The 14,866-nt window shown below is 73.6% G+C and carries 9 protein-coding genes; 5 read left to right on the forward strand and 4 right to left on the reverse strand.

The window, feature by feature from the left end; translation table 11 throughout:
- Positions 1 to 11 precede the first annotated feature (11 nt).
- Entirely contained in the window at positions 12 to 512 is a 501-nt protein-coding gene (locus tag I6A60_RS06840) for a hypothetical protein (RefSeq protein WP_203023009.1), read from the reverse strand.
- A 297-nt stretch (positions 513 to 809) separates the two neighbouring features.
- On the opposite strand from I6A60_RS06840, the gene I6A60_RS06845 reads away from it, so the two are divergent.
- Positions 810 to 2,186 (forward strand): hypothetical protein, encoded by a 1,377-nt coding sequence (locus I6A60_RS06845; RefSeq protein ID WP_203023010.1) that lies wholly within the window; start codon positions 810 to 812, stop codon positions 2,184 to 2,186.
- A 646-nt stretch (positions 2,187 to 2,832) separates the two neighbouring features.
- On the opposite strand, the gene I6A60_RS06850 is transcribed toward I6A60_RS06845, so the two are convergent.
- The gene (locus I6A60_RS06850; RefSeq protein ID WP_203023011.1) at positions 2,833 to 4,044 is read right to left on the reverse strand and encodes an acyl-CoA dehydrogenase family protein; all 1,212 of its coding nucleotides are present in this window, start codon (positions 4,042 to 4,044) and stop codon (positions 2,833 to 2,835) included.
- A gap of 315 nt (positions 4,045 to 4,359) precedes the next feature.
- Between I6A60_RS06850 and I6A60_RS06855 the strand changes: the two genes are divergently transcribed.
- Positions 4,360 to 4,881, forward strand: a complete 522-nt coding sequence (locus I6A60_RS06855; protein WP_307873557.1) for a TIGR03668 family PPOX class F420-dependent oxidoreductase — start codon at positions 4,360 to 4,362, stop codon at positions 4,879 to 4,881.
- 249 nt (positions 4,882 to 5,130) lie between these two features.
- Here the strand turns inward: I6A60_RS06855 and I6A60_RS06860 are convergent, their stop codons facing one another.
- Both I6A60_RS06860 and I6A60_RS06865 read right to left on the reverse strand, forming a co-directional pair.
- Positions 5,131 to 6,189 carry a nitroreductase gene (locus tag I6A60_RS06860; protein ID WP_203023012.1) on the reverse strand — a complete coding sequence of 353 codons (1,059 nt, stop codon included), beginning with the start codon at positions 6,187 to 6,189 and terminating at the stop codon, positions 5,131 to 5,133.
- A 298-nt stretch (positions 6,190 to 6,487) separates the two neighbouring features.
- Complete coding sequence (locus I6A60_RS06865; RefSeq protein WP_203042283.1) at positions 6,488 to 8,914, reverse strand: serine/threonine-protein kinase; 2,427 nt, start codon at positions 8,912 to 8,914, stop codon at positions 6,488 to 6,490.
- A 295-nt stretch (positions 8,915 to 9,209) separates the two neighbouring features.
- On the opposite strand from I6A60_RS06865, the gene I6A60_RS06870 reads away from it, so the two are divergent.
- From I6A60_RS06870 to I6A60_RS06880, 3 genes are all read left to right on the forward strand, one after another.
- Positions 9,210 to 9,869 (forward strand): hypothetical protein, encoded by a 660-nt coding sequence (locus I6A60_RS06870; protein ID WP_203016510.1) that lies wholly within the window; start codon positions 9,210 to 9,212, stop codon positions 9,867 to 9,869.
- A gap of 171 nt (positions 9,870 to 10,040) precedes the next feature.
- Complete coding sequence (locus I6A60_RS06875) at positions 10,041 to 12,632, forward strand: ATP-binding domain-containing protein (protein WP_203016519.1); 2,592 nt, start codon at positions 10,041 to 10,043, stop codon at positions 12,630 to 12,632.
- 72 nt (positions 12,633 to 12,704) lie between these two features.
- Positions 12,705 to 14,846: an ABC transporter ATP-binding protein gene (locus I6A60_RS06880; protein ID WP_307873558.1), complete on the forward strand. Its 2,142-nt coding sequence runs from the start codon at positions 12,705 to 12,707 to the stop codon at positions 14,844 to 14,846.
- Positions 14,847 to 14,866 lie beyond the last annotated feature (20 nt).

A 14,866-nucleotide genomic window follows, 5' to 3' on the forward strand; every position in this document is an offset into this window, starting at 1 on the left:
CATCTCGGGTGTCATGCGACGGCGGCTCGTGGTGACGTGCCGACGGGGCGGAGTTCGGGGAACAGGATGTCGGGGTGGTCGGTGTCGGTGAGTTCCCAGATGACGCGGGACTGGGCGGCGCCGCGGGTGAAGACCGTGACCGGGTGGGGGACGACGATCGTGCCGTTCTCCCAGGCGCACCGTGGCCGCACCGCGCAGGTGATCACTGGGACCGGGTGGCCGGTCGGGACGGCGGCGCGCTGGTCGGAGAGTCGTCGCGCGACGGCGAGGGCCAGCATGGTCTGTGCGGGCGAGACCAGTGCTGGGCAGATGGCGAGTGCCTGTACGGCGTTGCGCCGTGCCATTGATCGGGCGACGCTTTCGGCCGTCAGCACGCCGGCTGGGATGAATTCTGGCCACGGCCTTAGCCCGAGCAGCACACCAGCCTTGCGAGGCAGGGGGAAGCGTTCCAGTTCGACCGTCTCTGGTCCGAGTCCGTCGCCGCCGTCCAGCTCGATCATCGTGACCGTCAAGGTTCCTCCCGCCTGACATTCCGTGGAGCCCACCGCCGCCGTGCCGGTGAGACCGGTGCTGGCCGGGGGAGCATCGCCAGCCCGACCGGTGCCGGCATGCGCCACTATTGGTGCTGGTCTCCTTTCTGGCAGTGACGGGATCGGCGAACTCTGCGCGACGTCTCGTCCGCTCAGCCGGGGCGTCTTCGGGGCATCTGAGGGACGTCTCGACGACGTCCGCGGCCGGGCCAGGACAAACGGCCGCCGGTGAGGGGATCATCGAAGGGAGTCCCGCCGCTCCTGAGGACGGCTGCCACGATGAGTTCCCCGCCCCGAACCCTGCTCGCGTCCCTCGTCACCCAGCGCTGCCTGACCGTCGAGGAGTTCTGCGCCGCATTCGCCGACACGGCGACGGCGATCGGCGCCGGCACCCATGGCATCACCGACCGGCAGGCGAAGCGTTGGCTCGCCGGCACGCTCGTCACCCGGCCGTTCCCGGCCGCCTGCCGGGTCCTCGAGGCCATGTTCGACCAGCCCGCCGCCGCCCTTCTCGGCCCGCCGGCGTCCACGACCGCTTCGGCTCTGACCCCGGTTCCGCGGAACGCGGACACCTACCCTGGGCGAGCGGCGCCCGCACCGTCGCAGCGGCCCGGCCACCTTTCGGGGAAGGCAACCCTCATGGCTGAAGACGCCGAGGACACACTGCGGTTCCTCGCCCGCGCCGAGGACGCCAGCCCGGCCGAGATCCTCGACCTGCTCTGGTCGGATGTCCGTCGCCTCGCCCGCACCTACGGCGACCGCCTGACGTTCCTCGCGGAGGACCTCGTCACCGCCCGCCGCGCCGTCTTCCGCCTCCTTGAGGCCCCAAATTCACCCGCGCGCAGCCGCGACCTGTATTTCCTCGGCGGCGTCGTCTGCGCGATGCTCGCCCACACCTCCCGCGACCTCGGCCAGCACGACAGCACCCAGGCCTACCAGCGCAGCGCCCTGCTTTGCGCGGACCGCGCCGGCCACGACGGACTACGCCTGTTCGTCCGCACCGAACAAGCCGCCACCGCCTACTGGGCCGGCCAACACACCGCCTCCGCCCACCTTGCCCAGCAAGCCGCCGACGAAGCCCGCACAGTCCGCGGCTCGTTGGCTGTCCTGCCCGCTATCCAGGAAGCCCGCGCCTGGGCCGCCGCCGGCCGCGCCGGCCTCGCAACCGCCGCGCTCACCCGTGCCAGCGACCTGCGGGACCAGATCACCCCCGATGACCTGGACGACCTCGGCGGCATCCTCGCCCTCCCGCTGCCCGAACAACTCGGCATCGCCGCCGGCACCGCCGCCTGGCTCCCCGACGCCGCAGGGGCCGAACGCGCCGCCCAACACGCCCTCACCGCCTACGAGACCGCCCCGCCAGCCGAACGCTCCTACAACTCCGAAGCGATCGCCCGCGCCGACCTGGCCCTGGCCCGCGTTCGGGGAGCTGCCCTCGATGGCGCCATCGACGCGATTGCGCCCGTCCTCGCGATCCCACCGGAACGGCGCGTCCACCAGATCCGCGCCAGCGTCACCCGCGTCAGCCACGCGCTATCCGGGCCGCGTTTCCGCGGGTCCGCCACCGCCCGGGACACGGTTGCCGCCGTCGAGGCATTCACCGGCGAACGGCCTGAAGCCGTCCCGCCCGGCCTCACAGCCACCGACAAGCCATAACAAACAGCCCGCGGTTCGAGCGTCCGCCTCGGCCCGGACTCGCGCGAGACGCGCCGCGCCACGAGCCGGTCTGCATCACCAAGTCCGGGGCGCCCGGCGCCGCGATGCTCGAAACCGGCCCACTGCCGTCACGCGGCGCCTCGGCACGCGCCAAGCCGATCTCCTGCGCGTGAGGCCACGCCGTCGCTCGGCCGGACCGGACGTCGTCTCATACCGGATGTTGTCACCGCAAGGAACACCCGCAGCCTCCTCACAAACGTCATCGCGGACAACACGGTCACCGCGACAGTCGCCGCCAACGTCACCGGCGGCCGCTCTGTCACTGCGACCGTAACGAAGGGCGTGGCGCGGCCCTCGTCGATCTGCGCGCCGACGAGCCGAACAACGACCGGCAGCCCGAGGGTGTGCTCGCTGCGACCGGCCGCGAGCCAAGACGGGCCGAGCGGGGCCGTGAAGCTGAGCCAGCCGTCACGTACCAATAGAACAGGGTCGGCCGGAGGCGGCTTGCTCCTCCGCACAGGGCCTCCGGACCGCCCGTGTCTGGGCTGTCTGGCGGCGCGGCGCTGGCCGGCGAACTCGCTGTCGACTATACGTCGACGCGATCTTGTGGAGCGATGTCTCGTGGTGAGCGACCGCTAACCAACCCTTAGCGAATGTGCACGCCAGAGATGGCCCGGGCGATCACCAGGCGCTGGATCTCACTCGTGCCCTCGAAGATCGTGTAGATCTTAGAATCGCGGTACATGCGTTCGACCGGGTGCTCGCGGCTGTAGCCGGCGCCGCCGAGGATCTGGACGGCTTTCTCGGTGACGGCGACGGCTACCTCGCCGGCCTTCAGCTTGGACATGGAGCCCTCGCCGGCGACGAACGTCTTGTCCTGCTTGCCCATCCAGGCCGCTCGCCAGATGAGCAGCCGGGCGGCGTCGATCTCCGTCTTCATGTCGGCCAGGGCGAACGCGATCGCCTGGTTCTCGATGATGGGGCGGCCGAACGTCTCGCGGGTCTTGGCGTAGTCGAGGGCGTATTCGTAGGCGGCGCGGGCGATGCCGACCGCCTGGGCGCCGACGGTGGGGCGGGTGCGTTCAAAGGTCGCCATCGCGCCCTGGCCGCGGGAGTGGCCGCCTTCGCGGGCCTTGGCCAGGCGGGCGTCGAGCTTGTCCTTGCCGCCGAGCAGGCAGCTGCCGGGGACCCGGACGTCGTCGAAGAAGAGGTCGGCCGTGTGAGAGGCACGCAGGCCGAGTTTCTTGATCTTCTTGGCGGCGACCAGGCCGGGGGTGTTCGGCGGGATGACGAACGTGGCCTGGCCGCGGGACTTGAGCTCCGGGTCGACGGAGGCGACGACGACGTGGATGTTCGCGATGCCGCCGTTGGTGATCCAGGCTTTCTGACCGTTGAGCACCCATTCGTCGGTGGCCTCGTCGTAGCGGGCCCTGGTGCGAAGCGAGGAGACATCGGAGCCGGCGCCGGGCTCGGAGACGCAGAAAGCACCGAGCTTCGGGTCTGACGCATCGCCGTAGCACTGCGGCGCCCACTCGACGAGCTGCTCCAGCGTGCCGGCCGACGAGATCCCGGCTGCGGCGAGGCTGCTACCCATGATGGCCAGGCCAATGCCGGCGTCGCCCCAGAACAGCTCCTCGGAGGCGATCGGCAGCGACAGGCCGGTCTCGTCGCCGAACATGGTCGCTAGCGAGTCGAACCCGTAGAGGCCGATCTTGGCGGCCTCCTGGATGACGGGCCAGGGCGTCTCTTCCCGCTCGTCCCATTCAGACGCCGCCGGCCGGACGACCTCGGCGGCGAAGCCGTGCACCCAGTCGCGCAGTTCGCTCTGCTCGTCCGTCAGGTCGAGGCTGAAGCCCATCGCGGTTCGTTCCCTCCGCTGCGGTCGTGCGGTACGGCACGGTGAGCATACCGACGGGTAACTTTGCGCGGAAGTAGATGCGCTCTGGTCCGCTATCTCCCCGCCGGGCATCGAGCAAGCGGTCCCTTGAACGAGTCATCCGTCAAGGCCACCGATCGTGGCCCCGTCTCGACCACGTCGTAGGACTCGCGGCATTCTGCCCCAGGGGCGGTGGTGGACGAACTCGCGGTGCCGAACGAAAGCAGCGCGGCCCAGGGGAGTGTGCTGTTTGATCCGGTCCATGGACCTGTTCCGAGGTCAGGACGGGCGCACGCGGTGACGCCGGGTGAGGCCCGCGCCCGGTTCGCGGCCGCCCGGGTCGCGCGGCTCGCGACCGTCGCGGCCGGTGGAGCGCCCCGGCTCGTGCCCGTCACTTTCGCGCTCCTGCCCGAGCCGGCCGCTCTGGGGGCACCAAACGCCCTGGGGGCGTCAGACGCCGTGGGGGCGCCGGACGCTCTGGGCGCGCGGTACACATTGGGGACGCTGGACCCCCTGGGAACGATCGTGACTGCGGTTGACCACAAGCCGAAGCGGACGACGCGGCTGCGCCGGTTGGACGACATCGCCCACGAACCGCGCGTGACCCTGCTCGTGGACGAGTACGACGACGAGTGGACTCGTCTGTGGTGGGCCCGAGCGGACGGCGTCGCCCAGGTCGTCGAGCCAAGGCATCCGGACCACGCCGCGGCGGTGCGCGCGCTGTCCGCCCGCTACCCGCAATACCGCGAACAGCCCCCGTCCGGGCCCGCGATCCTGATCACCGTGACTCAATGGTCCGGCTGGTCCTACGTCCCCTGACCGGACCTATGGGCCTCGACCGCGTCGGTCAGGCCCAGACTGGGCGCGAGCCGAGCCTCGGCGGCGTCGATCTTGCTCGCGCTCGTTCATGCGCCGTGGTTGCGGTTCCGCGTGTTCCGCCGACCGCGACCAGCAAGATTGCTGTCTTGGCCCTCGCGTGGCTGTAGCCGTTGGCCATTCGCGACCACCAGAGGGCCAAAACGGCGATCAAACCCCAGCGGCGCCGCCCTCGCTATGCCTGCAGCAGAGTCAGGTCATGCTGACGTGTTCCAGGACCTCGGAGACTGGGCGGCGCTTGGTCGGGGTCAGGGGCGGGACGGAGCGGTCCGGGTAGCCGGCGCGCAGGATCATCTGGGCATGGCCGGCGCCGCCCGTCGCCGAGCGGACCAGCGTGCGGGTCGCCTCGATGTCGACCGCCTGGCCCAGTGGGGACGTCCCGAGCCCGGCGGTGGTCGCCGCCAGCAGCACCCGGCCGAGCGCACGGCCGGCGCGCAGCCGGTCCGCCGGCCCGTCGGCGTCGGTGCCGAGCACCAGTGCCTCCGGATGCTCGACCCGGTCATCGAGAGCCGGACCCGCGTCGGCCCGGCCGGCACCGGCGCCGGTGGCGCCAGGACCAGGACCAGCACCGGCGCCGCCGGTGAAGTCGCGCAGCGGGAACTCGGCGTACTGGGGCTTCGCGCCCGGGTCGGCCGTCGCCCAGGTGATGCCGTCGACGGCGTCGGGGTCGGTCCGCGTCCAGGTGGCGAGCTCGGCCAGGTAATGCGGGTCGTGGTGCTCGAACCAGTCGGCCCTGGCGAGGAGCACCGCCAGTTCCACCCGGGCGTCCTCGCCGGTCAGCACGGACAGCCAGCAGCCCTCGGCCTCGGCCGCGTGGCGCAGCTCGCGGATCTCGTCGGCGGGCACCGCACCGGGCCCGAACGGGCGTCGGTCGGTGTGTCGCTGGGTGATCGCCGCGGCCAGCCGGGACTCGTCCTCGGTCGGCGGCCGGTTGCCCAGGACCTGCAGTGTGGCCAGCCGCCCGGTGCTGATGTCGGGGCCGTCTGGCAGCTCGGCGACCTCGACGTCGAGCCCGGCCGCTCGCAACGACAGCCAGCCGTTGAGCAGCGCGGCACCGCAGCTGACCAGCAGCTGGCGATGGTCCGGGTCGATCACGGGAAGCGCTCGGCTCAGGTCGGCGGACAGCTCCAGCGTGTCGCCGCGCAGCCGCCACTTCCACGGCTGGCTGTTGTGGATCGACGGCGCGAGGCCGGCGGACTCGACCGCGGCCTGGACCTGTGCCGCGGAGATCGTCGTTCCTTCCATGGACATGGTCCGTCCCCTCGCTTCACGGCCGGCCAGGGCGCGAACCTGCGGCCGGGCCCGGCGCGGCAGCAGCCCCGGCAGCCGATGCCATCCTTACCGACTACCTTCCCCGCGAGGCGCCGTCATCCCCGACAAGAGCCGAAGTCCGGCCGGGAGTGGGCCGTCCCGCCCCGACGGAGCGGGTCAGAAGGCGCGGGTCAGCCGGAGCAGGCCGAACCGGAGCACGCCGGACCAGAGCAGGGCCGGACCGGAACACGCGGGCCCGGCACGGCGTCGGACCGGAGCAGGGCCAGCGCGGGGCGGATCAGCAGGACGGGGCGGGCGAGCCGTTCGTGCCGCTGTAGATGTAGGAGTGTTGGACCCAGCCACCGGAGAGCAGCTGGTCCCAGACGGTGTTGTTCCCGTCCGTCTGCTGGCAGCGCAGCACGACCAGCGCCCCGCCGACCAGCTGGCCCACCGGGTCCGCGCCGAGCAGCGCGTTCGTCAGCGCGCCGACCACGCCGCCGACGATCTGGAGGACCGCGACGGTCTTGGTGACCGGGAACGGCCCGGTGTCCGGCCGGGGTGCGCTGGAACCGAGCTGGGGCCGGCTGACCGAGCCGACGCAGGCCGGCGCGCCGGATGGCGCGGAAGTGCCGGACTGGACGTACCCAGCCGGAATCCAGCCCGAGCTGGTGTAGACCCACAGCCTGGTCGTCGTGTTGCCGGCCGTGACCTGCTGGGCGTAGACCCCGCAGTAGACGTCCACCGGCGTGCCGCTGGGAACCGTGCCGCTCGCGCCGCCGAACAGGCTGAGGGTCGTCGGGCCGAGGTAGACCGTCACCGGCCCGCCGTTCGAGTTGACGACGGTCGTTCGTGCGGGCGGGGCGGCGTCGATCGGGAGGCCGGAGGAGCTCGGCTGTCCCAGCGGGGCCGTGGCCTGACCACTCGGAGGTGTCGCCACGCCCGACACCTCCGCGGTACCGGCGCCCGTGGCCGCCAGCTGGTCGGGGCCGGACGCTCCCGCGGGCCCGCCGTTCACCCGGCCTGGCCCGCCGGCCGGGCCACCCATGGCTGACCGGCCGGTCGCGCCGGCCGTCAACGGGCCGGCTGACCCGTTCGCGGCGGCGGTCGGCCCACCCCCGGCGCGGTCGGCCTCGATCAGCGGTCTCGCGATCAGGGCCGCGATCAGGAGCATGACCGCCACCAGCGCGAGCAGCACCAGTCGACGGCGGCGGCGCCGGCGGCGCAGCGCCCGAGCCCCGAGCTCCCTTGGTGCCGCCGCGGTGCCCGTGGCACTTGCCGGCGCCTGGACCGGCTGCGCCGCCGCCTGCGCCGCCACTGGTTGCGCCGCGACCGCCCGCGCCGGCGCCTGGGCTGCCGCCGCGACCGATGACGACGGTGCGGCGGCTTCGGCCTGGGTTTGCGGGGCGGCGGCGTCGGAGACCGCGACCGGCCCGGCCGCGTCCCCAGGCTGGGCGAACAGCGCGAACGCCGACCCGTCGACGACGCCGACCCGCTCGGACCGCGCGCCCGTCACGGCGGCGCCCGTCATGGCGGCGCCCGCTGCGGCGGCCCGAGGCTCGGCGGCGGCCGGCGGGCGGACCAGTGGCGTGGTGGACTCGTTCGGGTCGTCGTCGACCGGATTGACCACGGCTGGCGGAGCCGGGCTGGCGAGCGCTCTGACCAGGCCGGCCAGCGCGACACCGACCCCGTCCGCCGCGTGCGCGGGCCCGACCGCCTGCGGCGCGGGTCCGCCGGCCGGCAGCGCGCTCCCAGCGGGCTCGAGCACGGTCCCGGCGCGGGCGGCCGGGACAGGAGCGTCGGCAGCCGAGCGGCTTCCGCCGATCAGGGCGAGGCCCGCGGTCGTCCCGGGCGTCGCGGCGGGCGGCTCCCAGTCGGCCAGCAGCCGCCGGGCAGCGGGGCCGGCCTCGACCGGGTCCTCGACCGGCTGCCCGGTGAGGATCGCGACCAGCGCGACGGCGTCGGGCCGCTGGGTTGGATCGCGGCGCAGGGCGGCGCTGACGGCGGGCAGCAGCTCGTCGGGCACGCCGTCCAGGGCCGGCTCGGTGGACAGGATGCGCATCGCGGTCGCGGCTGCGGTCTGCGCGTCGAAGGGGTGGCGGCCGCGAGCGGCGAAGGCGACGCACATGCCCCAGGTGAAGACGTCGGTGGCCCGGGTCGCCGGGTCACCGTTGAGCTGCTCGGGCGCCATCCAGGCGACCGTCCCGATGACGTTGCCGGTGCTGGTGTTGCTGGTGAGGTCCTCGGCTCGCGCCAGCCCGAAGTCGATGATCTTCGGGCCTTCCCAGGAGAGCAGGATGTTCGCGGGCTTGAGGTCGCGGTGCACCACGTTGGCGGCATGCACGGCCACCAGGCCCTCGGCGAGCCCGACGGCCAGCGTGAGCAGGTTCGCGCTGCGCAGAGCGCCGCCGCGGGTGACCGCCGCCATGAGGTTGGCGCCCTCGACGTACTCGGTCACCATCCACGGCTCGTCGGCGTCCGGGTCGGCGTCCAGCACCTGGGCGACGCAGCTGCCGCGGACCCGGGCCGCCGCGCTGACCTCGCGGCGGAACCGACCGCGGAACTCGGGCTCGTCCAGCAGGTCCGCCCGGATGACCTTCACGGCGACCGGCTGGCCGTCCGTGCTCACCCCGAGGTAGACGGTGCCCATGCCACCGGAGCCGAGCCGCCCCCGCAGCCGGTAGGGGCCGACGGACCGACGGTCGGTGGGGCCCAGGGGAGTCAACATGCCCGTGCCACTCCACCCGGTCTGGGAGACGCCGGCCGAGCGCCACCGCGTCCCGTACCGGGTCGCCGCCGGCCGGCCAGGCGCGGAAACCGGCGTAAGACCACGTGGAGCAGCACTGTCGCGCTTCCCCCTCGCTGGTCGCCGCCGGCGCCGCCGGACCCGTGCTGGCGTTCGCGGGTCACGGTAGGGCATATCGTCCCGAGAAATCCTCGCAGAGTGGTCTACGAGTGTCGGCAAGGGCCTGGTGTAGTCCGCGTCCTGAGTGACCGGCTGCGATCGTGGGTAAACCGTGGGAATGGCTGTAGCCGATCCCGAGGCTGTGATTGCCGAGCTGATGTCTCGTCATGGCCGGACGTTCGCCGACGACTTCACGGCCGACGTCCCCGCCGACACCGCCGAGGCCATGTTCCGGCTGCTGGTGTTCGCGACGCTCGCGAGCGCCCGGATCCGGTCCTCGGCCGCGCTGGAAGCGGCGAACGCTCTGTTCGACCAAGGCTGGACCAGCCCGCGGGTCATGGCCGAGACCACCTGGGAGCAGCGGGTCCAGGTGCTCAACAAGCACGGCTACGCGCGGTACGACGAGAGCACCGCCCGGATCCTCGGCGAGTCGTGCCACTACCTGCTGGAGACCTACGACGGCGACATCCGGGCGGTCCGCGAGGCGGCCGACCACCATCGCGACCGCGAGCGCGACCTGTTGCTGCAGGTCAAGGGCATCGGGCCGGTCGGCGCCGACATTTTTCTGCGGGAGGCACAGGCCGGCTGGGACGAGCTGATCCCGTACGTCGACGCCCGTACCCGCCAGACCGCCCGGGAGCTCGGCCTGCCCGCCGAGCCGCGGCGGCTGCTGGACCTGATCGACCGAGACCAGTTCCCCAAGCTGGTGGCCGCGCTCGTGCGCAGCCGGCTGGAGCACGACACCGAGGACGTCCGCGACGCGGCCTCCACCCGGTAGCCCGCGCGGGCGGCGCGCGCGGGGCTGGGAAGATTGCCGGTGGTTCGGCTGTTACGGTGCAGGCTTCGCGCCTGTCGCCGATGCGACCGCCGAACGAGCCAGTCCCAGTCAGTCGAGCCCGTCCGCCCCCGCCGGCGCGGAGCGCGGGCTCCCCAGCCGCGGAGGAGCGCCGTGTCCTCGACCCGTGACCCGCGGCTCGCCCGCGAACAGGCGTACTTGGATCTCCTGTACTCCCGGCTCGACGAGGTCAGCGACCTCACCCGCAGCCAGCTGCGCCAGGTGCTGCTCGACGTCGGCACCGGGACCCCGCAGTCCGTGGTGGAACGCGACGTCTTCGCGGCCACCCACGCCGAACGGCTGTCCAGGCTGGAGGCCGCCGAGGGCCGGCTGTGCTTCGGAGCGATGGACCGTTTCGACGGCGCGCGCACCTACATCGGCCGGATCGGGCTTTCCGACGTCGAGCAGGAGCCGATCCTCGTCGACTGGCGCGCGCCGGTCGCCACGGCCTTCTACCAGGCGACGCTCGCCGACCCGCGCGGGCTGACCCGCCGCCGCCACCTGCGCACCAAGGGCCGTGAGGTCACCGGTGTCGCCGACGACCTGCTGGCCGTCGGCCCCGGCGAGGCCGGCCGGACCACCCCGGACGCCGACGGCTCCGCTCCAGCCGCTGACACGCCTACCGGCGACACGATGCTGCTGGACGCGCTGTCCGCGCCGCGCACCGGCCGGATGGGCGACATCATCGCCACCCTGCAGGCCGAACAGGACCGCATCATCCGGGCCGACTCCCGATCGGTGCTGGTCGTCGACGGCGGGCCGGGGACCGGGAAGACCGCGGTCGCCCTGCACCGGGCCGCCTATCTCCTCTACACCGAGCGGGCCCGGCTGGAGCGCTCCGGTGTCCTGATCGTCGGGCCGAGCCCGGTGTTCCTGCGCTACATCGACCAGGTGCTGCCGTCGCTCGGCGAGACCGGCGTGGTGTTCGCGACCCCCGGGCGGCTCTACCCCGGCGTCGCGGCGACCGCCACCGACCCGGTCGCGGTCGCGACCGTCAAGGGTGACGAGCGGATGGCCGCCGTGCTCGCGGCAGCGGTGCGTGACCACCAGCGGCTGCCGCGCCGGACGATCGAGATCCTCCATGACGACGACCGGGTCCTGCGGCTGGATCGGGACACGGTTGCCCGCGCCCGCACTCGGGCCCGGCGCAGCCGCCGCCCGCACAACGGCGCGAGGCTGGTGTTCCTGCGCGAGCTGCTGGACGAGCTCACCAGCCAGGTCGTGAAGCAGATCTCCGGCGGGCTGCTCGACGACGACGAGCGCGCCGACGTCCGCGAGGGCCTGTGGGCCGACCCGGTGGTCCGCCGTGAGCTCGACGCGCTGTGGCCGCGGGTCACCCCGGCCCAGCTGCTCGACCGGCTCTACTCCGACCCGAACCTGCTCGCCCGCGCGGTCGCCAGGACCCTGACCCCTGCCGAGCAGGCCCTGCTCCGCCGAGGCGGGCCCAGCGCGTCCGGAGGCGCCGCCGGCTCGGCAGACGAGGGCGCCGCGACGGCCGGGACCGGCGGTGATGACCTTTTCAGCGCCCTGGAAGCCGCCGAGCGGCCGCCGCCGCCGCGCCGTGGCCAGGTCAACCGGGTGTGGACGGTCGCCGACGTCCCGCTGCTGGATGAGGCGGCCGAGCTGCTCGGTGACCCGGACGAGGGCAGCCGGGCGGCGGCCGAGGCGCGCGCGGCCCGCGAGCGCGCCGCCGAGATGCGCTACGCCGAGGACGTCCTGGAGATGCTGGGCCTGGCCGGCCAGCTCGACGCCGAGACCGTCGCCGACCGCTGGCGCGGCCCGCGACGGCGGGCGAGCGCGGCCGAGCATGGCGCCACCGACCGCGAGTGGGCGTTCGGCCACCTGATCGTCGACGAGGCACAGGAGGTCTCGCCGATGCTCTGGCGACTGCTGTGGCGGCGCTGCCCGGCGCGCAGCGCCACCCTCGTCGGCGACCTCGCCCAGGCGGCCCGCCCCGGCGCGCCGACGAACTGGGCGCAGATCCTCACCCCCCATGTCGGGGACCGGTTCCGGGTCGAGCGGCTCACCGTCAACTACCGCACGCCCCGCGAGATCATGAACGTGGCCGCCGACGTGCTGGCCGTGGCCGTGCCCGGCGCGACGCCGCCGGAGTCGGTCCGCTCGGTCGGCGAGAAGCCGCTGGCGATCCGGGCCGGCGCGCCCGGGGAGCAGGCCGACCAGCAGCGGCTCGACGGCGGCCCGGCCGAGCGGACGTGGGCCGGCCGGACCCAGGCCGACCGGGACCGGGCCGAGGCGGCGCTCGTCGACGCGGTCGTCGCCGAGACGATCCGGACCGCCGGGATGATCGGTGAGGGCCGGATCGCGGTGATCACGGCGCCCCCGGCGCTGCCGGCGGTGCGCGCGGCGCTCTGGCGGGTCGCGCCCGAGCTGCTCGGCGCCGCCGGGAACCCGGACGTCGACCCTGCCCGCAACGGCGCGGGCGCCCGGGCCGGCGCCGCGGCGGCCAGGAGCGTGGACGGGACCAACGCGGACGTGCTGGACGCCCGGGTGGCCGTGCTCAGCGTCGCCGACAGCAAGGGCCTGGAGTTCGACGCCGTCCTGCTGGTCGAACCCGCTGAGCTGCTCGCCGGGCCTACGCGCGGTCTCGCCGACCTCTACGTCGCGCTCACCCGCGCGACCCGGTCGCTCACCGTCGTGCACACCGGCGAGCTCCCGCCGGTCTTGGGTCAGCTCGCGGCGGCCTGACCGAAGGCCCGAAAAACTGTCACATACCCGGGTTAGGTTCTCCGGTTGTCAGGTGGACCTAGCACGGGGGTGGTGGTTCCTGTGGCGGACAAGTACAAGGGGTCTGGGGCTGGGGTGTCGGACCCGACAGGGGTGTCGGTGGTCGGGGGGTCGACGGTCCCGCCAGCAGCCACGGCCGGGCTGCGAGTGCCGTTGGTCCCGCGGGCGACGGCCTGGCTGCTGGGGCGGCTCACGGGCAGCACGACCGCGCGGCGCAGCGTGCGGTTCTTCGACGACGCGGGGCCCAGGCTCGTCGCGATCGTCGCGATGGACCTCGCCGGCGCGCTCTCCTTCGCGGCCGCGCCGTTCATCCTGCGACATCTGATCGACACCGGCCTCACCGCGCCGCACGGGAACTCGGCGCTGATCGTCTCTGTGGCGGCCCTGCTCGTCGTCGCGCTGTTGCAGGCCCTCGCGAACGCCGTCTCGTCGGTGCTCAGCTCGGGGCTCGGCGAGCTGGTCGGGCAGCGCGCCGGGCAGGCGGTGCACGACCAGCTGCTGCGGGTGCCGTTCGCGTTCTTCCCGGGGCAGCGCCAGGGCGAGCTGTTCACCCTGTTCGGCCGGGACGCCGACGAGATCGAGACCGCCGTCGCGATGGTGCTGCCGCGCGCGGTGACGACCGCGATCAGCGCGGTCGTCGGCGTCGCGACCATCGCCGTCCTCGACTGGCGGCTCGCCGCCGTGTCGCTGGTGCTCGCGCCCGGGGTGTTCGCCCTGCTGGCCGTCGGGCGCCGGGAGGGCCGCAGCCTGTCCGTCGAGCTGATCAAGCTGCGGGTGAAGCACTTCGCCCAGATCGGCGACACGACCGGTGTCTCCGGCGCGCTGCACATCCGGCTGTTCGACCGCACCGAGCACGAGTCACGCCGGTACGCCGAGATCGCCGACGGCATCCGCCGGACCGCGCAGCGGCGCAACCAGGTCAACGCCCGCGCCCAGCTCATGTCGTCGGCCGGGTCCGCGGTCGCGGTCGTCATCGTCGTCGGCTTCGGCTCGTGGCTGGTCAGCACCGACCGGGCCACGATCGGGACCCTGCTCGCCTTCGCGAGCGCCCTCGTCTACGCCTACCGGCCGGTGACCGGGCTGGCCGAGAGCCGCTCGGACCTGCTGGACGCCGGGGTCGCCTTCGAACGGGTCTTCGGGCTGCTCGACGTCGACACGGACGTGCGTGACCTGCCGGTCGTCGGTCCCGGTCGGGCCGCCGCGGCGGGGACGCCGTCCCGCGGGCCGCTGGTGCCCGCGCAGCCGGGCGAGGCCGACGCCGGCTACGCGCGGACCTGGCGGTCGGCGCCCGAGATCCGGATCGAGGATCTCTGGTTCCGCTACGAACGCGACCCGAGATCCGACTGGACCGCGGCCGGCCGGGAGCTCGGCCGGCGCTGGTGGGACGTCCAGGGCGCCGAGGCGGCCGAGAACCGGCGCGAGGAGGCCGAGCTCGCCGCCGCGGCAGCGGCGGACGCCGCCGCCGGCGTCGAGCAGGAGTGGGCCCTGCGGAACCTCAACCTGGTGGCCGCCGCCGGCGCGAAGACCGCGATCGTCGGGGCCAGCGGCGCCGGCAAGAGCACGCTCGGCGGCCTGCTCGCCGGCCTCTACCTCGCCACCCGCGGCCACATCCGCTGCGACGGCGAGGACCTCGCGACGATGGACTGGCGGCGGCTGCGCTCGATCGTCGGCGTCGTCCCGCAGGACCCGTACATGTTCCACGACACGATCGCGGCGAACATCCGGTACGGCCGGATCGACGCCACCAACGCCGAGCTGGAGGCGGCCGCGCTCGACGCCGGCCTCGGCTCGCTGCTGGAGAAGCTGCCGAAACGGCTGGAGACGGTCGTCGGCGCGCGGGGATACCAGCTCTCCGGCGGCGAACGGCAACGGGTGGCGCTGGCCCGGGTGCTGCTCGCGGACCCGCCGATGCTCGTCCTCGACGAGGCGACCTCCCAGCTCGACTCGGTCACCGAGCAGATCGTGCAGGAGGCGCTGGCCCGCCTGGGGGTCGGCCGGACCCGGGTCGTGATCGCCCACCGGCTGTCCACCATCGTCGACGCGGACGTGATCCACGTGATGGCGGACGGGCAGGTCGTCGAGTCAGGCACCCACGACGACCTGCTCGCCCGCGGCGGCGCCTACGCCCACCTCTACGCCCGCCAGGTAGGCGACGACGACCCCGCCCGATCCTGACCGGGCGGGGTCATTCAGTC

Source organism: Frankia sp. AgB1.9 (assembly GCF_016786355.1).
Classification (GTDB): domain Bacteria; phylum Actinomycetota; class Actinomycetes; order Frankiales; family Frankiaceae; genus Pseudofrankia.